The organism is Pseudanabaena sp. UWO310, assembly GCF_006861605.1.
Taxonomy (GTDB): domain Bacteria; phylum Cyanobacteriota; class Cyanobacteriia; order Pseudanabaenales; family Pseudanabaenaceae; genus Pseudanabaena.
On record NZ_SELU01000018.1, the window covers coordinates 45073 to 70956 of the forward strand.

Genomic DNA, 25884 nt, shown 5'->3' on the forward strand with positions numbered 1-25884 from the left:
CGCTACAGGGCTTGGGGTTTAGCTACAGCATTAGGGGCTTTTAAGATTTATATAGGCTCTTTCTAGGGCTTTAGTTAGTTCCTTAATTTGGATTGGTTTGCTTACGTAATCATTCATTCCTGCATTTAAGCAAATCTCGCGATCATTTTGGACGGCATTGGCAGTAAGCGCCACGATCCAAGGCTTATGTATATATTCTGCAACGATCTTTTGGGTTGCCGTTAAGCCATCCATCTCAGGCATAAATACATCCATAAATATGACATCATAACTTTGGCGGTGTAGCGATTCTAAAACCTCTGCTCCATTAGCGACAACATCAACACGATAGCCTAGGCGATTGAGAAAGCGGGTAGCCACTTTTTGGTTAACGATGTTATCTTCAGCTAATAGAATTTTTAGGGGAAAAAGATTGGCAAAGTTTTCATCAAAAACTGAGTTCTGCTTACTCTTAAGTTCTGCTAAGGAAGCATGGCTAAAGAATTGGTTTAACGCACTGTAGAGTTGCGATCGCTTGGTGGGTTTACTCAAACAGATAGTGATGTCATCATTGCTAACTTCATCCCATCTAAAGGTATGGGTGAGCAAAATAATTGGTAATGAATTGGCATAGAAACGGATTCGTTCTCTAATCTCACAATGGTCGCAATCCTGCGATACATGGCAGAGTGCTTTCTGGACAGGAAAGCCCGCATCCAGAATCGCGAGATCAAAGGCTGGTTCGTGCTGCAACCAAGCGATCGCCTGCTCGCTCGAATTTGCCGCCATCACCTCCATCTTTAAAGTTTGGGCAAATATAGTCAAACTCCGACGGTTAACTTCATTGTCTTCCAGAATTAAGAGGCGTTTGCCAGCTAAATTAGAATTCCATTCAGGAGGAGATGCTGTTTTTACAGCCGTCGTGGCAATCGTAAAGGAGAAGGTAGAGCCGACACCCACCTCACTTTCAACCAACATCCCCCCACCCATCATTTGCGTTAGTTGATTAGCGATCGCCAGTCCTAGTCCCGTGCCGCCATACTGTCTGGTTGTCGATGAATCCACTTGGCTAAAGGGCTTAAATAAGCGATCGTAGCGATCGCGAGGAATACCGATACCAGAATCCTTAACGGCAAATAATAATTGATAATTTTGCTGTGAAGGATCGACAGAACTCACTGATACCGTTAAAGATACTTCCCCATTAGCTGTGAATTTGACCGCATTACTAAATAAATTGACTAATACTTGCCTCAATCGGGTTACATCGCTCAAAATCAATTCAGGCACATCCACATCCATACAATAAGCTAGCTCTAACCCCTTAGCAGAGGCCGTAGCCGCCAACAGATCGAGCGATTCTTCAATGCAATGGCGTAAATTAAAGGGTTGAAGATCAAGGCTAAATCTTCCAGATTCAATTTTGGAAAAATCAAGAATATCATTAATGATGGTGAGTAGATTATCGCCACTCGATCTAATAATCTCCGTAAATTCATATTGCTCGGAGTTGAGATCGGTATCTAGCAATAAACTCGCCATCCCAATCACCGCATTCATGGGCGTGCGGATCTCATGACTCATGGTCGCGAGGAATTCACTTTTTGCGCGATTTGCTGTTTGTGCGGTCTCCATCGCCTTCAGTAGTTCCATCTTTGCTTCTTGCCGTTCTAAATGCATCGCCAACGAAGATGCCAAAACCCTCAATAGACTGATCTCTACATGATCGCGGCGGCGATCGCTGAAGTGGTCGTGAAAGCTCAAGAAGCCCCAAAATTTTCCATTCACAAAGATAGGTAAGACGAGGGAAGAGTGAATTCCCTTAGAATCAAAAATTGCTTTTGCGGCTTCAGGAACTGCGGGCAATGAATTATAAATGCTCAGATAAACGCTCAGATCCTGTGTTAATCGCGATAGCCAAGTGCCATCGCTAAGTATCTGCCCATACTCAACCTGTAGCAGTCTTTGGGCTGGGGATAGTTCTGGAGCATTCCAAGTAGAGTAAAACCGTAATTCGAGACTTGGCTCTTGCTCGCATTGCAAAAGATCAATACTGGAAAAATCGGCAACTTTACCAATAATTTCTAAGATATTGCCATAATCATGGAGATTGATACTCTCCGACAGCAGTTGACGTTGTACATCGACAAGCATCGATAGATAGCTCTCTCTCTTTTCGATCGCCGCAATCGTTAATTTGCGTTCGGTAATATCGTTACTGGCTCCGACTAAACGAGTAGCCTGTCCTTGCCAGTTCCATAACGCTCTTGCCTTTGTGAATATCCATTTATAGTCGCCATTCGTGCAACGCATCCGATATTCCACCGCATAGTTAGGGATCTTGCGGGATAAATAATCAACGCGTTCCTGTAAAACGCGATCGCGATCTTCAGGGTGGATCAAATCGATCCAATCGATATCCTGCTCGTCATCAATATTTGCCTCAATCCCAAGCATGGTGCGCCAACGTTCCGAACGGAATGTTAAGCCAGTTTCCAAGTCTAAATCCCAAATGCCATCATCAGCAGCTTGAATTGCTAGTTGCCAACGTTCTTCACTCTTTTGGAGTGCCGCCTCGGTCTGCTTGAGGTCGGTAATATCTGAAATGATGCCATTCCAGATTAAACCTAGATCACCTTGACGCATTGGTTGAGAACGTCCAGATATCCATTTTAATTTACCACTGGGGGTTTTAATCTGAAACTCATGCGCCCAGTTCGTAAAGGATATAGCAGAATCTTCAATAGACTGGAAAAAGGCTTCAATATGTTCGGGAACAACCAAACTGCTGAATTTGCCAAAATCCTCATAAATCTCTTCCGCAGTCAGTTCGCATAGGTCATAAATACCTCGACTGACAAATTGAATGGAGTACTGACCATGACCATCTCGATAAAACTGATATACGGTGCTGGATATTGCGTCCGTAATTTTGTTGAGCCTTAACTCACTTTTAAGAAGCTCAGCACTGCGCTCCTGTACTCTTTTTTCTAGATTGACATTGGCATGTTGAATCTCTTGAAATTTTTCCTGTAGGGCGATCGCCATAACTTGAAAGTTATAGCCAAGGGTATCGATCTCGGCAAGGTTACTGGATTTCCAAGCAAAGTCTGACTCGGAAGAAAGATTTTTGGGTAGGTCGGTGGTGAGGTGAATTAACTTGGCGATCGGGTTTACCAATCGACGACTGAGAAAATTTGCCACGATCGTCGCAGGTAAAATAATCGCCAAGATCAGCGCGAGAATGTATGTATGCAGGTTCTCCAGTTTGTCTATATATTCCGATGGAGACAGACGTATGACTATCGTCCAAGGAATATTTGCACCGATAGGGGCTTCTTGCAAATAATAGGATTTACGCCAGCGGGTCATCAATGCGGTGCCTGGTATTTTCGGCAACCATTGAATTTGTCCTGTTTTAAAAGGGCGAACTTCAGCACCTTGATACAGATCGAAAAAATCACCTGAAAGCTCTTTAGAAACCGTACTAGCAATTATGGTTTTATCGTGATCGAGTAAAAACGACTCAATCTTAGTTGTCCCCGATTCATTGGCTAGAAATTCTCTAAGGCGATCGACATCTAAGACGGCAATAACCACACCATTAAACTGATTGTTCTTGAGAATGGGCAACGCAATATCAATATGGGAATAGCCCGTAGTCCGATCCTTGCTGATATCACTAAACGCAATACTTAGACTAGACCGAACATCTTGAAATATTTTTTGTTGAGTGACGGATTGACTCAGGCTTAAATTTTCTCCATCCAAAATACCAGCAAAGGTTGTCAAAATACGACCTTCGGCATTAGTAGTGTAAATGTATAAAAACTCTGGTGTAATTTTGCCAATTTGAGTTACCGCGAATTGCAATTTTTCTTGGCTATCTTCTTCGCTAGCGATGGTTGCTAATTCTCGCAATATCCCTGCGTTGTGCTGATGCCAGTATCTTAAATTAACCGTCAGGGCTGTCGTACTTGCCAATAATTGACTAGAAATTCCCTTCTCAATATCATGCAGATAGTGATAACTAGTTAGAATGGCGATGGTTAGAATAGGAACATAAACAAAAGACAATAACAAATGAAATAACATTTGTTGGATATTTAGATGGTGTCTATTTCCCTGTCTTTTCTGAACCCATCGCTGTAATGGGGGCAAGTAGTCAATAAATAAATGGGCAATTAGCGCATTAAATACCCCGTTAATTAACTGTTTGAGGACAACTAAGAGGACGGAACTGGCTCCGACTTTGAGAATGAAATAATAAAATCCAAAACATAAGGGTGCGCCCAAACATAGCCAGTAGGAGATTACTAGCAGGATCATATTGCGAGATCCCCGATGTTTTTGCTGGTAATATTCGAGCCCAACCCCTACCCACAGGGCTTCTAAAACCAAGAGAATTGCCGCGTAGGGCTGTCCCCAAAGAATATAAGTATGAATACTCGCAATTGCCGCAACTGCGCCCCCCATGAAAATCCCATAGAGATAAGTCGCAATTAGCACAAAAATGCTGCCGAATAAGAAATCCACCCCAAAGAACAATGGCAGACGAAAGTAGTTCCCTAAATAGGAAAGAATTGCAAATAATAAAAATGCCAACCAAAATGTCAACAAATTATTGAAGGCAAATTTCCCAGCAAATTTACCCCGAAATTCTCCATTAGACTTCTCTTTTAGCGGTCTATAGAGAAATTTGACGATCTGCGAAAAAGGATTCATTTAACAACTTTTGCTTCCAATACATTTTAGCTACTATACGTGGCTAATCGCAAATCATTTATTACAGCAATTACCGATCAAACGAACCACAGGAAGAATTTTGAAAGCGTTGCTTCGCAACGCTTTCAAAATTCTTACTAGTTTGGGTTTGAGCGCAAAGCGCTATAAGTAGCTGGGCATAATCAAAACCTGTAGCGCACGCGTAGCGTGCGCTACAGGTTTTGATTATGGGTTTTAATTATGCCCAACTACTTAGCGGTAGAAAACATGATTTTGGCTGGTAGATCAATGCCATTACCAAATACAGGGGTGGGATCTAAGCTGGTAATTAAGCGGAAATGCGTAGAGGATATTTTGGGTGTGGTGGGATGGTTTTCCCAAGACTTTAAAAGGTCATGCGATCGCGTTAAGAAAGCAACACCACGAATGAGGGGAGTGATTTGCCAACTGGCGACCAAGGTTTCCACAAGCGCTAATTCAATTTGAGGTGGTGCGTAGGCTTGGAGTAAATCTTCTAAATATTCATTAAAATCCTCATCGTCTTCACCATCTAACTGATAGCTATCGACGATGTACTTCACTCTTTGACGGCTAATTTGTTCCCATATTTCCATAACTCCCTCGACTTTGGTTTGTGGTAAATTGCTTATTTAGAGCTAAATTCATAGGAAAAGATATATTGTCGCGATCGTTAGATAATAATTAGTATAGCTGTATAAGTAAAGATTCTTTCAAGCTAAATTAGATGATCGCATGATCCCTCAGAAATTACGATTAAAAAATTTCCTGAGCTATCAGCAACTAGCCTTGGATTTTAGTGGGCTACATGTTGCTTGTATTTGCGGTGGCAATGGGTCGGGGAAATCTTCTTTGTTAGAAGCGATGTCTTGGGCGATTTGGGGAGCAAGTCGCGTTGCTTCGGAAGATGATGTGATTCATGTGGGCTCTAAAGAAGCACAAGTGGATTTTACCTTTATGGCAGGGGGAGAGGTCTATCGAGTGATGCGATCGCGATCGCGCAATAGTTCAACATCGCTAGAATTTCAGGTTCTGAGTGAAGGAAAATTTAAATCGCTGACAGAAAGAAAGGTGCGATCAACGCAACAGACCATTGTTTCGCACCTCAAAATGGATTATGAAACCTTTATCAATTCGGCATATTTGCGCCAAGGACGAGCCGATGAGTTTATGCTCAAGCGTCCGAGCGATCGCAAGCAAATTTTGGCGGATATGCTGGCTTTATCGCAGTATGACGAGTTGGCAGAACGCGCTAAGGACATTGCCCGAACCAGTAAAGCCGAAGCGCTCGTCCTAGAGAATATGTTGGTACATCTTAGGGCGCAAATTCTGGCAGGGGAAGCGATCGCGCCGCAGTTAGTGGCATTGCAAGCGCAGTTAACGGAGTTACAGGGCTGGGAGAGCCGTGATCGCGATCGCTTGCAGGTGGCGGAGGAATTGCAAAAACAGTATGAAAGTCACTTGCAGCAATTAACTTGGCTCCAGCAGCAGCAAGCGGGCTTAACTAGTAATCTCATGCAAACCGATCGCCAATTGTTGAGTCAGCGCAAACAAATCCAGCAGTTAGAAGTAACCCTGTCACAGCGATCGCAAATTTTGCAAGATCGCGATCGCTACCAATTGCTAGCGGCGCAAACAGCAGAACTCGAATGTAAGTTTCAGACCTATCAACATCTCAGCGATCGGCGAGTTGACTTCAGCCATAAACTGACAGGATTACAAACCGAACTTAAGGCACAATTGCGCCATTATCAGTCTCAGTTAGAGGCTTTAGTTCAGCAAGACAGGGATCTGCAAGGTATTCTCGGACGAGCCTCAGAAATCGAAGCGGCGATCGCCCAATTAAATTTAGCGCGGTCAGTCTTACAGGAGTTTGATCGCCTTCACGGGCAATCTACGCCCTTGATCCATCGGCATCAAGTACTTCAGCATCAGTTAGAGAGAGAACAGACAAAACTCACTGCCAAATTAGAGGAACTCGTGGCGAAGAGGGAACAGTTATATTTACAGGTTCAGAAACACGATCGCTTGCTTGTTAATGCTCAGGAACTAGATCGCCAAATTGTCCTTTTACAAAAAAAACAGGTCTACCAACAACGAGTCCATGAAAAAGGATTAGAACGGCGCGATTTTTTGGAGCGTTTAAAAATACGTTTGGCGGATAGTGAAGCAGCCTTTAATAAACTAGAAGCGAAAATGCGGCAGTTAACCGTCCCCAATGCCCCCTGTCCCTTGTGCGATCGCCCCCTAGATGAAGCCCATTGGCAATTAGTACAGAAAAAGCACAAAAAAGAATCTCGTGATTTACAAGCGGATATCTGGGTGGTGAAGGAGCAGCAAGCCGCTTCTGAATGCGAAATTCAAGTGTTGCGGGAAGAGTATCGCAGTCTCATGAAAGAGATCGCGCCGCTCAATGATTTGATTCAACGTAAGGGCAATTTACAGGAACGTTTAAAGGCGATCGCCGAGGCGCAGCAAAGGCTAGAGCTAATTGATGCGGAGATTGCGGAATTACGAGATCGCCTTCAGACTAACAACTATAGCCGCGAAGCATGGGAGGAGATGGAACTGATCGATCGGAATATTCGCAAATTTGCCTATGACGAAAAAAATCATGCCCTAGCCCGTGGCGATGTCGAGCGGTGGCGATGGGCGGAGGTCAAGCAGTCGGAATTAAAAAATGCCCAGCGTCAAGCCGAAAACCTAGCGCTAAAAATTCCCGATCTGCAAACTAAAATCAAGCAATTACACGATCGCCTCGACAAAAATCTGATCGATCTCGAAGTGCAGCACGAACTCGAACAATGCGATCGCGCACTCGTCCAACTGGCTTACGATCCCGATATCCACCACCAACTCCGCAGTCAAAAACAGGAATTAACACCAGCACTATTGCGATATCAAGACCTTGCCCGCGCCGAGCAGGAATATCCCGAACTTCAGCAACAGGTTCAACAATTGCAGCAATTACATAATGTCCAGCAGCAGGAGTTGGAAATTATGACAAATCAAATCGCACAATTGCAGACCCAATGTCAATCTTTGCAGGGCGATCATGCGGAGGAAATCCGCTCTTTGCGGCAAAATTGTCAAGATTGGCGATCGCAAATGGATGGATTATTATCGCAAATTGGTAGCCTTCAGCAGTCGCAACAACAACTAGAGCAAAACCGACAAAGGGAAAGGGAAACCCTCACCCAAATCGAACTTGCCCGCCATCGCCAACGCATTCATAGCGAACTACATCAAGCCTTTGGCAAGAATGGCATTCAAGCTCTGATGCTGGAAAATGTATTACCCCAAATTGAAGTAGAAGCCAATCAAATCCTCGCTCAACTCAGCGATCGGCAATTAAATGTGCGCTTTATCACCCAAAAATCTGGCAAAAAAAATGATCGGCTGATCGAAACCCTCGATATTGAAATCGCTGATACTAAAGGCACTAGACCCTATGAGACCTATTCAGGGGGGGAAGCCTTTCGGATCAATTTTGCGGTGCGACTTGCCCTATCCCGCGTACTCGCCCAACGCAAAGGCAGCACTTTGCAAACCCTGATTATTGATGAAGGATTTGGCAGTCAAGATCGATTGGGTTGCGATCGCCTTGTGAGTGCCATTAATGCGATCGCCCCAGATTTTGAGTGTATTTTAGTAATTACCCATATGCCACAAATGAAGGAAGCCTTTAACACGCTCATCGAAGTGTCTAAAGGTGATGAAGGCTCTACCGTCCAATTAGTAGGATGATAGCAAGTTTTTAATTGAGGATTATGATAGCAACTCTTTTATCTTTATTTATCTTGAAAGATTTCAGGTTGATATAAATTACTTTCATGATCTTTTCGGTATTCTTAGTCATGAAAATCAACCTAATATTTTTTAATTAATAACCCAATCCTAACTTATCGTTTCTCAGTCTAAGTAATGATCTATGGATAGATATATGGATAACAGTTATCCGTAAAAACAAATAGAAAATGTTTTACTTAGTTTTACTTATATGCAATGGCAAAAAAATTTGACTAATAGTACAATCATCTTACATACTGATATATAGCTAGCAAATATTAAACTATTAAGAACAAATGGCAAAGGTTAAACAACCAGTTCAACTCTCTGGTGATGCATTGTTACAGAAAGTCAAAGAACTAGAACATCTGTCAAAAGAAGAAAAAGCTAAAGCTTGTGGATATGCAACTATCACAAAAAACAATCAAGCTCGCGTAAATCTAATGAAGTTTTATAATGCCTTGATGGAGGCTGATGGTGTTGAGCTTGAAGCGAAAGGTAGCGGTAAAGGTGGACGCAGCGCAAGTTATCGTGTCAGCGTTCAGAAAAATGGCAACCTATTAATTGGCTCGGCTTATACACAACTCATGGGGCTACAGGCAGGGGACGAATTAGAAATTCGGCTTGGACGCAAACATATTCATCTGCGTCAAGTTGGCGCAGATGACGAAGAATAACTCACAAAATAAGCTTGCAATGCAAGCTTATTTTGTGAGTTTGTTAAGATGAAATTTCACCCGTTGCTACTTGAAAAATTCGGGCGGATTTTAACCACTGAGCGTCAAACGATCCGAGATGTGTCGTCGTAATTATTGTTTGAACTCGGTTACCGATCGCATTTAAAAGATGATCTTGGCGTTGCAGATCGAGTTCGGCAAGAACATCGTCTAATAATAATAACGGCGGTTCGCCAATCACCGATTCTAGCAATTCTAACTCAGCCAGTTTTAGAGCTAGTACGAGCGTTCTTTGCTGACCTTGGGAGCCATATTCTCTTGCCGAAGTTGTATTAATTGTCAGCGAGACCTCATCTCGATGGGGACCAACTAAGCTAGTGCCTTGATGTTGCTCAATGATGTTTTTTTGCAATATCGCCTCAAAAAAAGACTGATGAATATTTTCGACTAGATCGGTTGGGGTAAAGGAAAATTTAGGTAAGTATGTAATTTCTAAATACTCGCTCCCGCCACTAATGGCTTGATGCCAATGTCTAGCGATCGGGGTTAATCTTTCCAATAATCGCGATCGCCTCCTGATTAAGCGCGTCCCCGTCGTTACAAGTTGGGCATCCCAAAGCGCCATTTGTTGAGCTTCGTACTGGATTTGCCCCTGTTTAATTGACTTCAGCAAGGCATTCCGCTGTCGTAACACCTGATTGTACTGCTGCAAAAGATTGATATAAATCGGCTCTAACTGAATTAAAACTGTATCTAGCCAATTGCGCCGACTTTCGGGACTGCCACGTACTAAATCGAGATCGAGGCTAGAAAACATCACAGCATTGACATTCCCCAAAAAATCTAAATGTCTTGCTTGGTTAACGCCATTTACCCTCAGAGTACGTTTACCACTGGCTCGCATTTGCATCTCTAGCTCGACGGGATAGCTTTCGGGTAATCTTGAGCGTTGACAGGTTGCCCGAATTTCGCCAATTGTCGATCCATTTTTTACTAAATCGCGATCTTTACTAACACGATGCGATCGCAAAGTTGCTAGTAGCAAAACCGCCTCAAGCAAGTTTGATTTACCTTGAGCATTATTCCCAACGATCACCGTTTTGGGGGCGGTGAAGGATACTTCTTGGTCAATGTAGTTGCGAAATTGCTTGATGTGTAGAGATTTAAGATACATTCATGCAGGCGAGTCTAGTAGCAGGTTCTCTAGGATAAAGCTTTTTTGCTTTGGGATAGCATATTTTCTTGTAGGTATCGCCAATTTATTGATAGTAGTTCCTGATAGCGATTGACAAACAAGCAGATTTCTGTCAACCTAATTGAGAATAATTATTACTAACTAAAATTTTCCTAATGTTAAATAAGTTGTCTAGAGGGTTACTCAAACGTGAAATCCCCATGCTAATAGCGGGTTTACTCACAGTTACAGCTTGCGCTGAAACCCCTAAGCAAGCCAATAATCCAGCAAACAATCCTGCTAGCCCCACTGCCGCAGCTCCTGAAAAGAGTAATAGCAAGTTAAAGATTAATATCAATACTGCTCCCATTGCTGAGTTAGATAAATTAGAGCTGCCTGGCACCAAGCCTTCGCTCTCAGAACGCATTCAAGCCGCCAGACCCTACAAAACTATTGATGACCTAGTAACCAAGAAAGCAATTTCGGCTGAAGAGCTAGGATTGATCAAAAGCTTGGTTACCATTGAAGATAATAAATAATCAACGATAATCAACAACCGCAAAATCCCAATTAACCAACGCAAGTAAATAACAAAAATAAATCACAAAGGTAAAATCATGGATTTTAGCTCGGCTCTGCCAACCTTCTTAATTGTTTTAAGGGAAGGAACTGAAGCAACTCTAGTTGTGGGGATTGTGCTGGCGTATTTGAGTAAAGCCAATCAATCATTTCTCAACAAATGGGTTTACTTGGGAGCGCTCGCAGGGCTTTTTGTTAGTAGTGTGATGGGAGCGATCGCCCAGAAGTTAATTGGTGGCTTTAGTGGCACTATTTATTATTTGTGTAAAGGGATTTTTTCACTTGCCGCGATCGTGATGTTGAGTTGGATGCTGATCTGGATGACTCAGCAGGCAAAGACTTTGAGGTTTCAGGTTCAAGCGAGCGTGGAGCAGGCTTTGCGTAGTAACGAAGCCAACAAAGTTGGTTGGGGTCTGTTCACCCTGATTTTTGTGGCTGTTTTAAGAGAGGGAGCTGAGACGGTTCTATTTGTTACAGGATCATTTAATCCCGATCCAACCCAATCAGGACTCGCTCAATATGCTCCCGCAATCGGTTGTGTATTCGGGCTCGTAGTAGCGATCGCCATCGGGCTAGCCATATTCAGATTTGGGGCAAAGCTCAATATTCGTATTTTCTTTCAAGTATTAGGGATTGTCTTGATCCTCATCGTAGCTGGATTAGTGATGACATCCTTAGCTGCTTTCGATCTGGCAAATACCATTGACAAAGTATTTAATACGGCTACGCAAAGTTATGAATTTCTCGATCCGCCGCAAAAGGTAATTAGTTGGTTTAGTTTGGGTCGTCAAGTTACAGATACTTCTTCGTTTTTGCCTGCGGATAAATTTCCGGGAATTGTCTTAGCTACTTTGTTTGGCTATTCTGACAAGCTCTACGCAACGCAAATCGTCGCATACTGCGTTTTTCTGAGCACAATGATCGTGTTCTACTTCCGCTCTCTTGCGGGTAAACAGATCTTTCCTTTTCTAAAAACTCAAAGATAGGAACTCAAAAATAGAATCTATCGATAAAATCCCAAAAATAAATTACAGCGGTAAATAAGCAGTAAATAGCTAGTAAGTCTGCGCCTAACTTCCCAAAAGCTTGGCAAATGAAAGATAACGTTCAAATAACGTTCAAATAACGTTCAAGTAACAAGCAAAAGTAACAAGCAAAAGTAACAAGACTCAAGAATATGAATTTTTTAAAAGCCCTAATTAAGCCAATTAGTTTGGCTGTGATTGTTTTCGCCTTGGCGATCGCCTGCACGCCCCAATCAATTAAGACCAATACCGATGTAGCCAGTAATTCAAATACCACTTCTGTTGCGGCAAGCAAAAAATTTAGCGATAAGCAGGTCGTTGTGGATTTTACTGACAAAGTAGTGATTCCTACTTATCAGAAGTTTACAAGTAAAACGAAAGATCTGAAAGCAGCGGTAGATATTTTAGCGAAGGATCCGAGTGAACCTAACTTAAAAGCCGCTCAGGATGCTTGGACTGAAGCAAGAGTATATTGGGAACAGAGCGAATCGTTTACCATTGGTCCTGCGAAATCCCTAGGTGCAGATGCGGCGATCGATACATGGCCCTTAGATAAGGGCGATCTTGACAAAGTCCTCAAGAGCAACGATAAATTGACTCCTGAATCCATTCAAAAATTGCAGGAAAGTCAAAAAGGATACCACGCGATCGAGTTCATTCTCTTTGGAGCGAACGGTAAAAAAGCGATCGCGGATTTTACGCCCAGAGAATTTGAGTACTTGCAATCCTTGGCGACGGTCTTGGATGGGGATGCGAACAAACTCCTCACCGCTTGGGTAAAAGGGGTTGATGATAGGGCTCCCTATCGCGATTCCTTTGCTACGGCTGGAAATAACCCGATCTATCCTTCTTTACCCGATGCTGTGCAGGAGATGATTGAAGGGATTATCGATAGCACTACGGAGGTTGCTGAAAAGAAAATTGGCGAACCCTTTAAGAAAAAAGACCCCGCATCAATTGAGTCTCAATACGCGCTTGCCAATCCCATCAATGACTTTAGAAATAATATTCTCTGCGTGAAGAATGTCTATTTTGGAGGCATTGAGAACCATAAAGCTGGTAAATCGGGATTGAGTGCCTATGTCGCAAAGGTTAATCCTAACCTTGATGCCCGTGTAGATAAAGAAATTCAAGCGGCTTTAGATGCGATCGCCCAGATCCCTGCTCCATTTAGTACGGCGATCGCCGATCCTGCGGCTGCACCAAAAATCAAAAATGCGATCGAGGCTGTCACAACTGTTAAGGAAACCTTTGAAAAGGAAATCAAGCCTTTAATTGTTACTTAATACCAAGTTAAGAAATGGCTACGCCATTTCTTAACTTGAAAACCCTTACTAGGCTTAGTTTTTAATTCGCAAAAGTGTTGTCACACTTTCGTGAATTGGTATGAGTACCTCAGTACAATTAAAATCCAGAGCTAAAACCTGCGGCGCACGCTGCGCCGCTCACCAAATCAACTAATCACTAAATCAACTAATTATGAAAGATCTAGATCTACAGGCTACTAACGATATTCTCAACTCAATTATGGAATTTGAGTTGGCTGGGGTCGTCCGCTACACTCACTACGCCTTGATGGTAACGGGAGCAAATCGGATTCCGATCGTAGCCTTTTTTAAATCCCAAGCAACTGAGTCCCTTCTGCACGCTCAGCAGGTAGGGGAAATCTTAACTGGTTTAGATGGACATCCCAGCCTGAGAATCTCTCCTCTTGAAGAAACCTTCAAGCATACCGTCGAGGATATTCTGACGGAGAGTTTGAATCACGAGAGAAAAGCGTTAAACCTTTACAAAACTCTCCTCGATGTTGTCAAGGATGCCAGTGTCTATTTGGAAGAATTTGCCAGAACGATGATCGGACAGGAAGAACTTCACAATATTGAGATTAAAAAAATGCTCCGTGATTTTAGTAATTAGGTATTTTTTCAGTTAGTTCATTCCCCTTTATAGCTATGCATACATTATCTTCGCGGTCTCACAGCCAAGTAATCCGATTGTTGATCCTAGCGGTTGCGATCGCGATCGCCGTAATTGGATTTCAAACTTGGATGGATTATCAAAAACTCCCCCCGATTAATCTCGATCCCCTATCAGGAGGTCAAACATCGATCACCAATCGCACTTCTAGGGCTTTTGATAATCCTGCGGCTAATTTGACGGAAGAGGAACTCAAAAAGCATAGTGAGGCGAATGTTACCTTCAATGATGTGTTCGTCAGCGCTCCTTCCCAAGTAAATCCTGGACTAGGTCCCCTGTTTAATAATACTTCCTGTAATGGTTGCCACCTTCGTAATGGCAGGGGGATGCCAATTATCGGCTCCAGTACTTCACTGAAGTCCCAGCTTTTGGTGCGAGTGAGTTTACCTCACGGTCAACCAGAGGTAATGGGCGGCTCGGTTCCCGTACCTAATATTGGTACGCAAATCCGAGACCATGCGATCTATGGTTATCAGCCCAATGCGGAGGTGAACCTGCAATGGCAAGAGACCGAGGGCAAATATGCTGATGGAACCAGCTACAAATTGCGATCGCCGAAAACGACCATTACGCTCCCTGATGGTAAACCCTTGCCTGAGGAAGTAATGACCTCATTGCGGTTACCTCCTCCTGTCATTGGTTTAGGACTATTAGAAGCGATCGCCGACAAAACAATTCTGGACTTAGCCGATCCTCAAGACAAAAATGGCGATGGGATTTCAGGTACGCCCAACATGGTCTGGGATGTGGAGAAAAAAGCCACCGTACTGGGAAGATTTGGGCTCAAGGCAAATCAACCCAACCTCCGCCAACAGACTGCGGCCGCCTATGTTAACGATATGGGAATCACTAATCCAGTCTTTCCCGATCCCAGCGGCAAGAATGATATTACCGAAGAAAAGTTAGTTTCGGCGACCTTCTACTCTCAAAGTTTGACCGTGCCTGCCCGTCCAGTTGCCATGGTCAACGATCCCACTGTACAAAAAGGCGATCGCCTCTTCCATAGTGCAGGCTGCGCTAGCTGTCATATCCAAACCCTGAAAACTGGCAAACATCAATTAGCGGCGATTTCCGAGCAGACTATTCATCCCTATACCGATCTGCTCCTGCACGATATGGGGAAAGGGCTAGCGGATAATCGTCCCGATTTTCTCGCCTCAGGAACCGAATGGCGTACTTCTCCTCTATGGGCGATCGGGCTTACCCAAACGGTTTTGCCCTATTCAGGATTTCTCCATGATGGTCGAGCCCGTACCTTAGAGGAAGCCATCCTGTGGCATGGCGGCGAAGCAGAAAAGTCAAAGCAAGCATTTTTAAATATGGATAAGGGCGATCGTACCGCTCTTATCCAGTTCCTTAACTCTCTCTAGGAGAGCAAAGTGCGGTAAGAAATGGCGTAGCCATTTCTTACCGCACTTTGCTCAAAAAGTTTTTTGTGTTTCTTTTGATTTCTTTTGATAGAAAATTGCTGTAATACCAATTCCCAAAAGTGTGGCCACACTTTTGGGAATTGAAAAAAAACAGTAAGGGTTTTAAAATCACAAAATGGCTACGCCATTTTGTGATTTGGTATAAAAAGTGTTGTCACACTTTCGTGAATTGGTATAAATTCCTCGTGATAAAAAAAGGAAGGGCAGCGCTTAGCGCTGCCCTTCCTTTTTTTATAGGAACAGCCACATTAAAATTATGCCTAAAATCGATCCTGCCACAACTTGGGCAGGGGTATGCCCCAATAATTCCTTGAGGGGATCGTGTTCTTCTTCAAAAACCTCTACCATAATTTGATTGAGAACCTTTGCCTGCTTACCTGCGGCGCGGCGGATGCCTGCGGCATCATACATCACGATAAAAGCAAAAACTGTAGCGATCGCAAATTGTGGCGTATCCCATCCTTGGGTGCGTCCAATCCCTGTCGCCAGCGCCGATACTAAAGCTGAATGGGAGCTAGGCATACCACCAGTTTCAAATAGCACCTTAAATCTGACTCGTCGGAATTGGGCTAATTCGATAAACAACTTGAGTAGTTGCGCTGTCAAACTGGAACATAGAGCAATTAGCAGAACTTGATTATCGAGGATTTCGCCAACAGGATGGATGTTCATATCAATTGCAAAAATTAAGGTCAAGAAGTAGTTTGAGAATTAGGTCTAGTTTTTTCGAGCAGTGATGTAATCGGCAAGGGCCATTAGAGGTAGAGCCGCATCGCCATAACTGACCAATTGAGCTTTAGCCTGTTCCACTAGTTCCTGTGCCTTTAGCTGGGAGGCTTCGATGCCCCACAAACTAGGATAAGTGACTTTTTGGGCGGCAAGATCCTTACCAGCCGTTTTGCCAAGTTGCTCAGAAGTTGCAGTGATGTCTAGGATGTCATCAATGATTTGAAAAGCTAAACCAATGTTATTAGCATAGGTGGATAGCCGCTTGATGTCAGTATCATTTGCACCCGCCAACAATGCACCACAGATAACACAGGATTCGAGTAAAGCCGCAGTTTTGTGGATATGGATAAAGGTCAGTATTTCTGCTGTCACATCTGACTTACCTTCACATTCTAGATCGACAACCTGTCCACCAACCAAACCTGTCGCGGCAACTGCATGACCGAGATGGGCGATCGCCTTTAAAATTCTTTCCGCAGGTACACCCTTAGTTTGCACAGCTATAAACTCAAAGGCGTAAGCTAGTAAAGCGTCCCCCGCCAAAATTGCAATATCATCACCATACACCTTATGGTTAGTGGGCTTTCCCCGTCGAAAGTCATCATTATCCATGGCGGGCAGATCATCATGGATCAATGACATTGTATGTACCATCTCCATCGCGCAGGCAGTGGGCATAGCGGCAGCGAGATCACCACCCAATAACTGATGAGCAGCAAGACATAGGATTGGACGTAAGCGTTTGCCACCAGCCATCAGCGAGTAGCGCATCGATTCATAAATTTTTTCGGGATAGGTAACGGAAATCGAAGCGTCAAGCGCGGCTTCGACCTCTTGCTTGCGATCGCGTAAGTACTTATCTAAATTAAATGCAACCGTTTGAGATGATGTTTCTGACAATGTTTGGGGCATGGCTTAGCAATGATTTCGACAGGTTTTTGACAGGTTTTTGACAGTGTGTTCAGTTGTTTCCAGTTATTTCTAGTTATGCAATGTCAGAAATTTAGGCAAAACTTCTGACTATATCCAGAATGTAATCCAGAATGTATATTATGCAACGACTTGCGATCGCTACCCTAAAACTTTATTGATTTCCCAATCCACCTTCAGCAAACTTGCGGCGATAACTCCAAACGGTATTATGCAAAAGCATGGTCACGGTCATTGGTCCCACGCCACCGGGAACGGGGGTAATGTGAGAGGCAATTGCAGCAATATTGTCATAGTCCACATCCCCGACTAAGCGCGATTTACCGAGATCGTCCGTAACTCGGTTAATACCGACATCGATCACTACAGCGTCGGGTTTGACCATATCTGCGGTCACGAATTCAGGACGACCGATCGCGGCAATTAAAATATCTGCTTTACGGGTAACTTCGGCAAGGGCTTTTGTACGAGAATGGGCGATCGTGACGGTGGCATTTTCTTCTAAAAGCATGAGTGCTAGGGGCTTGCCGACCAGAATGCTACGCCCAATGACAACGGCATTTTTACCCGCAATATCTATGTTTGCCTCGGCTAACAACTCCATTACCCCCGCAGGCGTACAACTCCGCAAGCCCTCTTCACCACGGACGAGTCTACCTAAGTTATTGGGATGCAAGCCATCCGCGTCTTTATCGGGATCGAGACGGTTGAGTAGGGCGACCGAATCCAAATGATCGGGCAAAGGCAACTGGATCAGAATGCCATCTACGCGATCGTCCTTATTTAATTCGTCAATAATTTGCTCTAGTTCTGCTTGGGTGGCGCTGGCAGGTAAATGCTTGCCGAAGGATGTAATACCTGCTTTATGACAGGCGGTTTCTTTGTTCTTGACATAGGCGGCACTAGCGGGATTATCCCCTACCATCAAAACCGCTAGTCCTGGAGGACGACCATATTTTGCTTGCAACTGCGCGACTTCATCAGCGATCGCCTTTTGCATCTTCTTCGCTAGGGCTTTGCCATCGATAATTTTTGCCATAAACTGCTATGAATTTTTCTCCGCGATTCGTTACCCACTATCTATACGATTGTAACGCTTGATGGGAGGCAATCGTAACACACATAGTTCGCATCAATCATCTATAGCTGCCGTACCATCGGCAGCTACCACAAAGATGAGTGGCGGCGCGAAGCGCCGCCACTCATCTGGTTATTCTGAGGCGTTTTATTTATCCTGAGGCTTTTTAACTACGCCATTAAGATATTCCTTTGCCTTAGTAAAAGCGTATTTGAACTTATCGCCAATTGTAGGTTGGGGAAGAATCGCAACGGTTATTTCTTCATCAGGAAATTCCTTCAGCCGATAACCATATTCCAGATCATCCTTGAATTTCCGCAGAACGGGATACAAACGGATTGCTCCTTTTAATAATTCTGCTTCCTGTTGAAAAATGGCGCGACTGATTTGGTTACTACGCTGCACCGCCATCGAACCTGCGGGTACCCACTCCTTGCCCTTGATACGGACAAAAACATTGAACTCAGGTAAACCCTTATCCTTCATCTCGTCGTATTTATTTGCGGCAACTTGGTGCTTGTTTGGCGCTTTCTTCTTTTTTTTGTCCTGTCCCGAACCTTTACCAAATCCAGAAACTTTAGTCATAGAAAATATTTCACCCTGTGTTTTAAAAAGAGATTTTTATAAATGTGTAAAATTTGACAAATTTTATAGTTAACAAAAGTTTACATGAGTCACTAACCACAACACAATCTTTTTAAGGATTAACCGCTTGGGATGGATTTACGCGCACCTATAGCTACAGCCACTTGAATTAGGAAAAATTAAATCCCAAGAATTGACTGGCGGTGCTTCGCGCCGCCAGTCAATTCTTGGGATTTATGTCCTAGTACATTTGGCGATCGCTATATATTTCGCTAGGGCTTGATGTACTTATAATGTGTTAGGAGTTTCAGGATCTGCATAATGGCTTACTGGCTGCTTAAAAGTGAACCCGATGTTTATTCTTATGCCGATCTCGAGCGCGATCGCCAAACGATATGGGATGGAGTAAATAATAATTTAGCCTTGAAACATATTCGGACAATGCAACCTAAGGACTTAGCCCTGATTTATCACACGGGAGATGAACGTCGCGCTATGGGGATTGCGGAAGTAATCTCCTTGCCCTATGCCGATCCGAAACTAGAGGATCCAAAACGTGCGGTCGTTGATGTGAAGGCATTGCGATCGCTACCTCAGCCTGTAACTCTCGCTCAAATCAAACAAGACCCTGACTTTGAAGGTTTCGATCTGATTCGGATTAGCCGTTTATCCGTCGTGCCCGTATCTGAGGATCATTGGCAAAGGATTTTAAAACTCGCAAATATTTAGCCAGATCGCCCGAACCAAAAAGAGGAATGCGGCGCGAAGCGCCGCATTCCTCTTTTTGGTTTTATGTCCTGATACACTTGGCGATAGCTATATTTTTTTGATTTATTTTTTGATTTATTAAGTATATGAACTATTTAGTCAGTGTTTGGAGCGATCGCATGAAGGCGGAGGAGGTCTATACGCGACTCGAATCAGCCAACTTCCCCATGCACGCAATTTCGATTTTAGGTAAGGGTTATAAAAGCGCTGAGGAATTTGGCTTTATCGATCCCCTAGTGCAAGGACGAAAACAAGCTTACTTGATGTCCTATTGGTTAGTTCCATTTGGCTTTTTGGCAGGGATTGGCTTTAGTCTTGTTACTGACCTGCATACCTTCGCTTGGGCTGGGAGCATCGGCAATCATGCGATCGGTGGTTTGTTAGGGGCATTTGGTGGCGCAATGGGAAGTCTCTTTGTCGGTGGTGGTGTTGGCGTGGCAACCAGTAGCGATTCCGTTCCCCTTCGCAATCGCCTCGATGAAGGTAAATATTTAATCGTCGTCCAAGGCACGGATCAAGAGGTAGTCCGAGCGAATCAACTCATGCGTCCTCTCCGTCCTGAAAATATTCAAGGTTATGTTGCCCCTTAGACTGTCATGAATCACGTACTAATTGGAATTTCTGGAGGCATTGCCGCTTATAAAGTTTGCGAAGTAGTTTCTAGCCTAGCCAAACGCGGAATTGAAGTGCGGGTAATTTTGACGCGATCGGCTGCGGAATTTGTTACACCTTTAACCTTTGCTACGCTCTCTCGCCAACCCGCCTATACCGATGCTGATTTTTGGCAACCCAGTCATGGAAGACCATTACACATTGAGTTAGCAGAATGGGCGGATGTATTTTTGCTAGCGCCTGTGACGGCAAATACCCTAGCCAAGCTAGCCTATGGCATGGCGGACAACTTACTTACTAATACGGTGTTAGCTTCTAACTGTCCGATGCTCTTTGCACCCGCGATGAATACAACCATGTGGTTGCAAACCTCAGTGCAGGAAAATTGGCGCAAAGTCTTACAGGATTCTCGCTATACAGCGATCGCGCCGACCGATGGCATTCTCGCCTGCGATGCAGTGGGTACGGGCAGAATGGCGGAACCAGAAGTAATTCTCGAATATATTGAATCCTTTCTCTTGACTGGTGGAAAACAAGATTTAAAAGGAAAACATATTTTAGTTAATGCAGGTGGAACCCGCGAATTTATCGATCCCGTGCGATTTATCGGTAATCCGTCCACGGGGAAACAAGGAATCGCGATCGCGAAAGCCGCTATTCACCGTGGCGCAAAAGTTACTCTCATAAGTACCGCCAGTTCTCCGCTCCCGATGGGCGAATTGCCACCAGTGGTGAAAGTAGTCCGCACTTCCGCAGAAATGCACCGAGCCATGCTGGAAGAATTTCCTCATTCCGATATAACCATTGCGGCGGCGGCAGTTGGCGATGTACGTTCTCAAATCACCAGCGATCGCAAATTACCAAAATCAGAATTACCCTTAAATCTACAACTTGAATATATTCCCGATATCGTGGCGGATCTCGCCAGCCGCAAACGTCTTGACCAAATATTAGTAGGCTTTGCTGCCCAAACTGGCGATGAAGAAGAGGTCGTTGCTGCGGCAAAAGAAAAATTAGCGCGAAAAGGGCTAGATGCGATCGCTGCTAATGCGGTGAATAGTTTGCAAACTGGCTTTGGTACGGATACCAATCAAGCTACTTTCATCCATAAAAATGGGCATAGGCAATCTACGCCTATTTGTTCTAAGCTCGAACTCGCCCACCGTCTCTTCGATTTTTTACAGTCATAGCCACCCCCAAAAAGATGATTGGCGGCGCGAAGCGCCGCCAATCATCTTTTGGATCTATTTTTAATGCCAAATCACAAAATGGCGTAGCCATTTTGTGATTTTAAAACCCTTACTGGGTTTGTTTTTCAATTCCCAAAAGTGTAGCCACACTTTTGGGAATTGGTATAAAACGGGCTTAGAGAAAGGATTTGCATAGCAAACCTTTTCTCCAAGCCCAAAAGTAAAAGCCTTGCTACGCAAGGCTTTTACTTTTGGGCTTGGATTCTAAATTACCTCATTGACGGGGAAGCGATCTATTAATTGGGCAGCTTGCTTAGCGGCTTGATAGACATGTATCGGTAGATTTGGCACATGGGGAATTTGGTATAGCAAATCGATCGTGCGACGCATTAGGCGAACGATATCACCTTCATCGAGATTGGTATTTTGGCATAGCTCTGACCATTCCATTCCTAAAGCCCATTGCTCGACCAGTCCAGTTAATTCATAATCTAACCATGCGGGAATATCCACCAAGTGACGGCGCTGCACCTGCATAAGCTGACGACGCACTTCGCGTAATCCATCTAGAGCATCCTCGACCGTTGGTGATAGACCGAACTTGATCCAGTTATCGGGACGGCTATTTTCACTGACGATCGCCGCACAGACCGTAGCAAGGTGATGGGGAGCAAGATTATCCATTTCTCCCGACATCAAGCATAAAGCCAACCATAACTCATTTTCACCACGTAGGGCTGCCACGACTTTGCCGCGATCGGTAGGTTGAGTTTCTTGAAGGCAATCATAGGCTTGCAAGATATGGACAAGACTCATAAATTCTTGCCAATGCCTTTGACGACGTTCGTTAACCACCTTCTGCTGGAAGTCGATCTGACGTTGCAATTGTTCGAGACGATTTACTTTTTTAAATATTGCACCGCGATCGCTCATCTTTGAGACAGGATGACGGTTCATTTCCGATTCGATGGCAATGACTCGCGCTTGCTGCTTTAAAACTTCTGGTGCGAGTGCTGATTCGGGCAATGGCTTGATGTTTTGAGCGATCGCTAAACTCGCTTCATCCCCTTCAATGGACTGTCCTGGACGTAAGGGCAACTTACTCGGATAGTCGATATCTCCATCTAGTAATAAATCAGTTCCGACTTGAACGATATCCTTATATCCCAATGTGTACCAACGATTGTCAGAACCGAGGCAGACAAACCAAGGAAACTGTCCCGAACCCTGAACCTTGGCAGCCAGAACGGTATGGACGATCGTGCCTTTGTGAGTACGTATCGTTAGGGGTGAACCCGATAGTAGGTAGGGAGCATAGGATGCGAGATCGTTTAAACGCATTTCCTCCGATTGCTGCGCCAGCATTTTTAAAAGACGTTTTTCCTCGCGCAAGCGATCGCGCAGTTTGTCATAAATTTCTAACTGCTTCAGATCGATATTTGCTAAATCCTTTTCTAATTTAGCAATCTGCTCCATTACCGATTCCAGATTCTGGATTTGGGGTGCAAGGTTGAGATCGGCAAGATATTGCCCAAAACTGCGCTCGACTAGATCCCTTGCTTGTTCGAGGGAATGGGTTTGGAGGAGATTCATGACCATGCCGTAGCTGGGAGCAAACTGACTGACGAGGGGATCGGCGGTCGATGTAGCCAGATTTGCGGCTTCCTTAGCTCCTTCAAAGGGAGTTTGCACCGTTACGACATAGCCAACTTCATCCATACCCCGCCTTCCCGCTCTCCCTGCCATTTGCAGAAACTCCGAAGCATTAAGCAACCGATGTCCGCGATCGGTACGCTTCGAGATGCTAGAGATGACCGTAGTTCTAGCTGGCATATTAATTCCCGCCGCTAGGGTTTCCGTGGCAAAGACGACTTTGATCAAGCCTTGTTGAAATAGTTCTTCCACAAAACCTTTCCACGCGGGTAAAATTCCAGCATGGTGAGCGGCAATACCACGATAGAGGGCATCAATATGGGCTGGCTTGCCAATTTCTGGATTAGCCGCAATAAACGCATCAATTTGAGGCTTGAGTCTAAGGGACTCTTCCGCATTAACGAGGGAAACATTTCCTAAATCCGTAACCGATTTATCGCAACCGCGCCGACTAAAAATGAAGTAAATGGCAGGGAGCATATCCCGTTGTCGCAGATGGGAGATGACGGCTCCAATCGAGGGAACAATTTTATGTCTTTCTTCTTTGGACAGTGGCTTATTGGTGAGGGGCTTGAGACGCGGATTGATCTTTTGACTGGAACCATCCAGTAAAGGGAAAAAGCCCTTACTACTGCAAAAGGAATGTTCGAGGGGAACGGGACGAAAATCAGAATAGATTAACTCCGTATCGCCATGCACTTTATGAATCCAGTCGGTTAATTGTTGACTATTGGCGACGGTTGCCGATAGCGCTACCAACTGTACTTCCGCAGGACAATAGACGATCGATTCTTCCCATACCGTTCCCCTTTGGCGATCGTTCATATAGTGGCACTCATCAAGTACTACTACTTCGACATCTGTTAGAGATGTGCCAACTTCACCGATGGGTGTGCCATAGAGCATATTCCGAAAGATCTCTGTGGTCATCACCAAAATCGGTGCATCGCGATTAACGGATGTGTCACCTGTCAATAAGCCGACGTTATCATCACCAAACTGTTGGCGAAAGTCCCGTAACTTTTGATTGGAGAGAGCCTTGAGGGGAGTGGTATAAAAAACGCGCCGTTCGCCAGCTAAGGCGGCGTGAATTGCATATTCACCAATTAAGGTTTTGCCTGAACCTGTTGGCGCACAAACAACGACCGACTTACCAGCTTGCAATGCGGCGATCGCCTGTAATTGAAACGGGTCAAGTTCAAAGGGATATAGTTCTTGTGGGTCTAATGCTTGCACGCACTTCTGCCTGAATTAAGTATACTGGAAATTTTTAGGTCATCAATAAAGCGCTATAGGGATAGCTGCTTAATCTCTTATATTAACCTATGCAGGAATGAGTCAGAGCGAAGCGGGACAAGAGTTTAGTAATTGGCGATCGCCTTGAAAGTTTTTGCGTCAATTTTTTTTACTTTTTTTTGCTAACAAATGCTAGCTTTTAATAGCAAAATAGCTTATGCTAGCATTTGATAGCACAAAGGTATCATCAAGGGTATCGTCAATGGCAAAGAAAAGGCAGTTAAATGTAAGGCTCTCTGATACATTACTGGATCAGTTAGAAGAACGGGTTCAAAAAACCAAGATGGGCATGGCGGCGATGGTTGAAATCCTATTGACGCAAGCCCTGCAACAGGATATTGCGACACCAGCAATCCAGCCAGAAGATCGCTATGACGAGTTGTTAAAACGGATAGAAGCGATTGAGGCAAAATTGGCAGATGGCGATCGCAATTCTCTGAAAAATTCTCTGGGAAATTCTCTAGGAAATTCTCTGGGAAATTCTCTAGGGGGGGCGATTTCTAATATTGAGGGTGAAACCGCGATCGCAAGTATTTCCGCAGTTGATGCAACGACTAATGCAACGACTAAAAATAAATCTGACAACAAATCTGACAACAAGCCAGAAAAAGAGATTCCTCTTGTAGACGCGTTGAGTGTTGAAGAAATGGTGAATCGATTAAAAGTCGAGTTGCGGACATTAAATCAAAAGAAGGATAAAAGCACTTTTTCTAATTGGGCGAAGAAGCACGATCCTGAAGGTATTGCATGGCAATACAACGGCGTTGAAGATTGCTTCTATCCATTAGCAATCTGAAGTACTTATCCCAATTCACGAAAGTGTGACAACAATTTTGTGAATTAAAAGCTAAATCTAACATCTCTAAAACAGGAGGAACCTCAATCTTAATGAAGAATATCATGTTTGTCTGTAAAAATCGGACATACGCACTTATGGCAGAAGCTTGGATGCGCCACTATGTCGGGGATGCGATCGCTATTAATAGCTGTGGGTGGGAAGACAATCTATCGATTCAAGATGTAATTCAGACAATGGATGAAGTTGGTTTGCATATCAGCAAAAATGATTCCCAACTACTCGACAATTATCAACCCAATAGCTTTGATGCGGTAGTCTCGCTTGGAAGCACTGGCACAAGGCTACCCGATGACTGGATGATGAGACAGTTTTTTGATGAATGGCTGTTATCTCCGCTTCAGCCCTCTTCGATTAATTCCTATCGACAAGTGAGAGATGAGATTAAAGATCGCATTGAAGTAATGTTAATGCGCTTGGAAATCTACTAAAAACCAGAGAGCATACCGCCCGCTAGGTGGGCGGTATGCTCTTCTAGGTTTTCTTAGCTACTTAAAGCGCTATCACCACTCGCATTAGGACAATGAAGGGAAAGTTGGCGCTTCGAGCCAAACTTCTCTTCTTGCATTTTAAGAAAAGGGGAGAGAGTTTTACTAATAGCCTTGACATCCCAAATATGGGTGATGGTGCTTTGCACCATTACCCATATTTGGGATTTTAATTTAATTATGTCCAGTTACTTATACGATCAAGATCGCTACTAAGTAACTGGGTGCAATTAAATATAAAGACTCTAAACCTGTAGCGCACGCTGCGCTTGCGCTACAGGTTTAGATTTGGGTTTGTAACTATGCCCAGCTACTTAAATCGTTTT

General features: G+C 44.1%; 20 protein-coding genes. 12 read left to right on the forward strand and 8 right to left on the reverse strand.

Translation table 11 applies throughout. From position 1 onward, the window contains the following. Positions 1 to 30 precede the first annotated feature (30 nt). Positions 31 to 4704: a response regulator gene (locus tag PseudUWO310_RS08040; protein WP_142600168.1), complete on the reverse strand. Its 4674-nt coding sequence runs from the start codon at positions 4702 to 4704 to the stop codon at positions 31 to 33. Positions 4705 to 4952: 248 nt separating this feature from the next. Then, entirely contained in the window at positions 4953 to 5318 is a 366-nt protein-coding gene (locus PseudUWO310_RS08045; protein ID WP_055074632.1) for a hypothetical protein, read from the reverse strand. A gap of 139 nt (positions 5319 to 5457) precedes the next feature. Between PseudUWO310_RS08045 and PseudUWO310_RS08050 the strand changes: the two genes are divergently transcribed. Further along, the gene (locus PseudUWO310_RS08050; RefSeq protein WP_142600169.1) at positions 5458 to 8469 is read left to right on the forward strand and encodes an AAA family ATPase; all 3012 of its coding nucleotides are present in this window, start codon (positions 5458 to 5460) and stop codon (positions 8467 to 8469) included. A gap of 338 nt (positions 8470 to 8807) precedes the next feature. Beyond that, a complete protein-coding gene (locus tag PseudUWO310_RS08055) occupies positions 8808 to 9188 on the forward strand; it encodes an AbrB family transcriptional regulator (RefSeq protein ID WP_009628945.1) in 381 nt (126 codons plus the stop codon). A 43-nt stretch (positions 9189 to 9231) separates the two neighbouring features. On the opposite strand, the gene recF is transcribed toward PseudUWO310_RS08055, so the two are convergent. Next, positions 9232 to 10362: a DNA replication/repair protein RecF gene (recF, locus tag PseudUWO310_RS08060; RefSeq protein WP_142600170.1), complete on the reverse strand. Its 1131-nt coding sequence runs from the start codon at positions 10360 to 10362 to the stop codon at positions 9232 to 9234. Positions 10363 to 10538: 176 nt separating this feature from the next. On the opposite strand from recF, the gene PseudUWO310_RS08065 reads away from it, so the two are divergent. The 5 genes from PseudUWO310_RS08065 to PseudUWO310_RS08085 all read left to right on the forward strand — a co-directional run bounded on the left by PseudUWO310_RS08065 (position 10539) and on the right by PseudUWO310_RS08085 (position 15313). Further along, complete coding sequence (locus PseudUWO310_RS08065) at positions 10539 to 10901, forward strand: ComEA family DNA-binding protein (protein ID WP_142600171.1); 363 nt, start codon at positions 10539 to 10541, stop codon at positions 10899 to 10901. 78 nt (positions 10902 to 10979) lie between these two features. Then, complete coding sequence (locus PseudUWO310_RS08070; RefSeq protein WP_142600172.1) at positions 10980 to 11927, forward strand: FTR1 family protein; 948 nt, start codon at positions 10980 to 10982, stop codon at positions 11925 to 11927. A gap of 191 nt (positions 11928 to 12118) precedes the next feature. Further along, on the forward strand, positions 12119 to 13252 hold the full coding sequence (locus PseudUWO310_RS08075) for an imelysin family protein (protein WP_142600173.1): 1134 nt from the start codon (positions 12119 to 12121) through the stop codon (positions 13250 to 13252). 193 nt (positions 13253 to 13445) lie between these two features. Beyond that, positions 13446 to 13883, forward strand: a complete 438-nt coding sequence (locus PseudUWO310_RS08080) for a bacterioferritin (protein ID WP_055074250.1) — start codon at positions 13446 to 13448, stop codon at positions 13881 to 13883. Between the two features lie 35 nt (positions 13884 to 13918). Then, on the forward strand, positions 13919 to 15313 hold the full coding sequence (locus PseudUWO310_RS08085; protein WP_142600174.1) for a di-heme oxidoredictase family protein: 1395 nt from the start codon (positions 13919 to 13921) through the stop codon (positions 15311 to 15313). A gap of 291 nt (positions 15314 to 15604) precedes the next feature. Here PseudUWO310_RS08085 and PseudUWO310_RS08090 read toward each other — a convergent pair whose 3' ends face one another. The 4 genes from PseudUWO310_RS08090 to PseudUWO310_RS08105 all read right to left on the reverse strand — a co-directional run bounded on the left by PseudUWO310_RS08090 (position 15605) and on the right by PseudUWO310_RS08105 (position 18695). After that, entirely contained in the window at positions 15605 to 16039 is a 435-nt protein-coding gene (locus tag PseudUWO310_RS08090) for a divergent PAP2 family protein (RefSeq protein ID WP_190315948.1), read from the reverse strand. A 51-nt stretch (positions 16040 to 16090) separates the two neighbouring features. Then, positions 16091 to 17014 (reverse strand): geranylgeranyl diphosphate synthase CrtE, encoded by a 924-nt coding sequence (gene crtE / locus PseudUWO310_RS08095; protein ID WP_142600176.1) that lies wholly within the window; start codon positions 17012 to 17014, stop codon positions 16091 to 16093. Between the two features lie 172 nt (positions 17015 to 17186). After that, the gene (gene folD, locus PseudUWO310_RS08100; RefSeq protein WP_142600177.1) at positions 17187 to 18071 is read right to left on the reverse strand and encodes a bifunctional methylenetetrahydrofolate dehydrogenase/methenyltetrahydrofolate cyclohydrolase FolD; all 885 of its coding nucleotides are present in this window, start codon (positions 18069 to 18071) and stop codon (positions 17187 to 17189) included. 186 nt (positions 18072 to 18257) lie between these two features. Continuing rightward, on the reverse strand, positions 18258 to 18695 hold the full coding sequence (locus PseudUWO310_RS08105) for an HHL1-like protein (RefSeq protein ID WP_142600178.1): 438 nt from the start codon (positions 18693 to 18695) through the stop codon (positions 18258 to 18260). Between the two features lie 321 nt (positions 18696 to 19016). On the opposite strand from PseudUWO310_RS08105, the gene PseudUWO310_RS08110 reads away from it, so the two are divergent. The 3 genes from PseudUWO310_RS08110 to coaBC all read left to right on the forward strand — a co-directional run bounded on the left by PseudUWO310_RS08110 (position 19017) and on the right by coaBC (position 21265). Next, positions 19017 to 19424, forward strand: coding sequence for an EVE domain-containing protein (locus PseudUWO310_RS08110; RefSeq protein ID WP_142600179.1), 408 nt, complete (start codon positions 19017 to 19019; stop codon positions 19422 to 19424). A gap of 125 nt (positions 19425 to 19549) precedes the next feature. Next, complete coding sequence (locus PseudUWO310_RS08115) at positions 19550 to 20053, forward strand: hypothetical protein (RefSeq protein WP_142600180.1); 504 nt, start codon at positions 19550 to 19552, stop codon at positions 20051 to 20053. Between the two features lie 6 nt (positions 20054 to 20059). Beyond that, positions 20060 to 21265: a bifunctional phosphopantothenoylcysteine decarboxylase/phosphopantothenate--cysteine ligase CoaBC gene (gene coaBC / locus PseudUWO310_RS08120; protein ID WP_142600181.1), complete on the forward strand. Its 1206-nt coding sequence runs from the start codon at positions 20060 to 20062 to the stop codon at positions 21263 to 21265. 264 nt (positions 21266 to 21529) lie between these two features. On the opposite strand, the gene PseudUWO310_RS08125 is transcribed toward coaBC, so the two are convergent. Next, positions 21530 to 24154, reverse strand: coding sequence for a DEAD/DEAH box helicase (locus tag PseudUWO310_RS08125; protein WP_142600182.1), 2625 nt, complete (start codon positions 24152 to 24154; stop codon positions 21530 to 21532). 262 nt (positions 24155 to 24416) lie between these two features. Here PseudUWO310_RS08125 and PseudUWO310_RS08130 point away from each other — a divergent pair, with 262 nt between their 5' ends. Together PseudUWO310_RS08130 and PseudUWO310_RS08135 are read left to right on the forward strand one after the other, a co-directional pair. After that, a complete protein-coding gene (locus tag PseudUWO310_RS08130) occupies positions 24417 to 25010 on the forward strand; it encodes a hypothetical protein (RefSeq protein ID WP_142600183.1) in 594 nt (197 codons plus the stop codon). A gap of 92 nt (positions 25011 to 25102) precedes the next feature. After that, positions 25103 to 25501 (forward strand): hypothetical protein, encoded by a 399-nt coding sequence (locus PseudUWO310_RS08135; protein ID WP_142600184.1) that lies wholly within the window; start codon positions 25103 to 25105, stop codon positions 25499 to 25501. Positions 25502 to 25884 lie beyond the last annotated feature (383 nt).

Excerpts from the sequence above, each read along its gene's own strand:
- PseudUWO310_RS08040 (WP_142600168.1), bottom strand. The coding sequence starts at position 4,704 with ATGAATCCTTTTTCGCAGATCGTCAAATTTCTCTATAGACCGCTAAAA.
- PseudUWO310_RS08045 (WP_055074632.1), bottom strand. The coding sequence starts at position 5,318 with ATGGAAATATGGGAACAAATTAGCCGTCAAAGAGTGAAGTACATCGTC.
- PseudUWO310_RS08050 (WP_142600169.1), top strand. The coding sequence starts at position 5,458 with ATGATCCCTCAGAAATTACGATTAAAAAATTTCCTGAGCTATCAGCAA.
- PseudUWO310_RS08055 (WP_009628945.1), top strand. The coding sequence starts at position 8,808 with ATGGCAAAGGTTAAACAACCAGTTCAACTCTCTGGTGATGCATTGTTA.
- recF (WP_142600170.1), bottom strand. The coding sequence starts at position 10,362 with ATGTATCTTAAATCTCTACACATCAAGCAATTTCGCAACTACATTGAC.
- PseudUWO310_RS08065 (WP_142600171.1), top strand. The coding sequence starts at position 10,539 with ATGTTAAATAAGTTGTCTAGAGGGTTACTCAAACGTGAAATCCCCATG.
- PseudUWO310_RS08070 (WP_142600172.1), top strand. The coding sequence starts at position 10,980 with ATGGATTTTAGCTCGGCTCTGCCAACCTTCTTAATTGTTTTAAGGGAA.
- PseudUWO310_RS08075 (WP_142600173.1), top strand. The coding sequence starts at position 12,119 with ATGAATTTTTTAAAAGCCCTAATTAAGCCAATTAGTTTGGCTGTGATT.
- PseudUWO310_RS08080 (WP_055074250.1), top strand. The coding sequence starts at position 13,446 with ATGAAAGATCTAGATCTACAGGCTACTAACGATATTCTCAACTCAATT.
- PseudUWO310_RS08085 (WP_142600174.1), top strand. The coding sequence starts at position 13,919 with ATGCATACATTATCTTCGCGGTCTCACAGCCAAGTAATCCGATTGTTG.
- crtE (WP_142600176.1), bottom strand. The coding sequence starts at position 17,014 with ATGCCCCAAACATTGTCAGAAACATCATCTCAAACGGTTGCATTTAAT.
- folD (WP_142600177.1), bottom strand. The coding sequence starts at position 18,071 with ATGGCAAAAATTATCGATGGCAAAGCCCTAGCGAAGAAGATGCAAAAG.
- PseudUWO310_RS08105 (WP_142600178.1), bottom strand. The coding sequence starts at position 18,695 with ATGACTAAAGTTTCTGGATTTGGTAAAGGTTCGGGACAGGACAAAAAA.
- PseudUWO310_RS08110 (WP_142600179.1), top strand. The coding sequence starts at position 19,017 with ATGGCTTACTGGCTGCTTAAAAGTGAACCCGATGTTTATTCTTATGCC.
- PseudUWO310_RS08115 (WP_142600180.1), top strand. The coding sequence starts at position 19,550 with ATGAACTATTTAGTCAGTGTTTGGAGCGATCGCATGAAGGCGGAGGAG.
- coaBC (WP_142600181.1), top strand. The coding sequence starts at position 20,060 with ATGAATCACGTACTAATTGGAATTTCTGGAGGCATTGCCGCTTATAAA.
- PseudUWO310_RS08130 (WP_142600183.1), top strand. The coding sequence starts at position 24,417 with ATGGCAAAGAAAAGGCAGTTAAATGTAAGGCTCTCTGATACATTACTG.
- PseudUWO310_RS08135 (WP_142600184.1), top strand. The coding sequence starts at position 25,103 with ATGAAGAATATCATGTTTGTCTGTAAAAATCGGACATACGCACTTATG.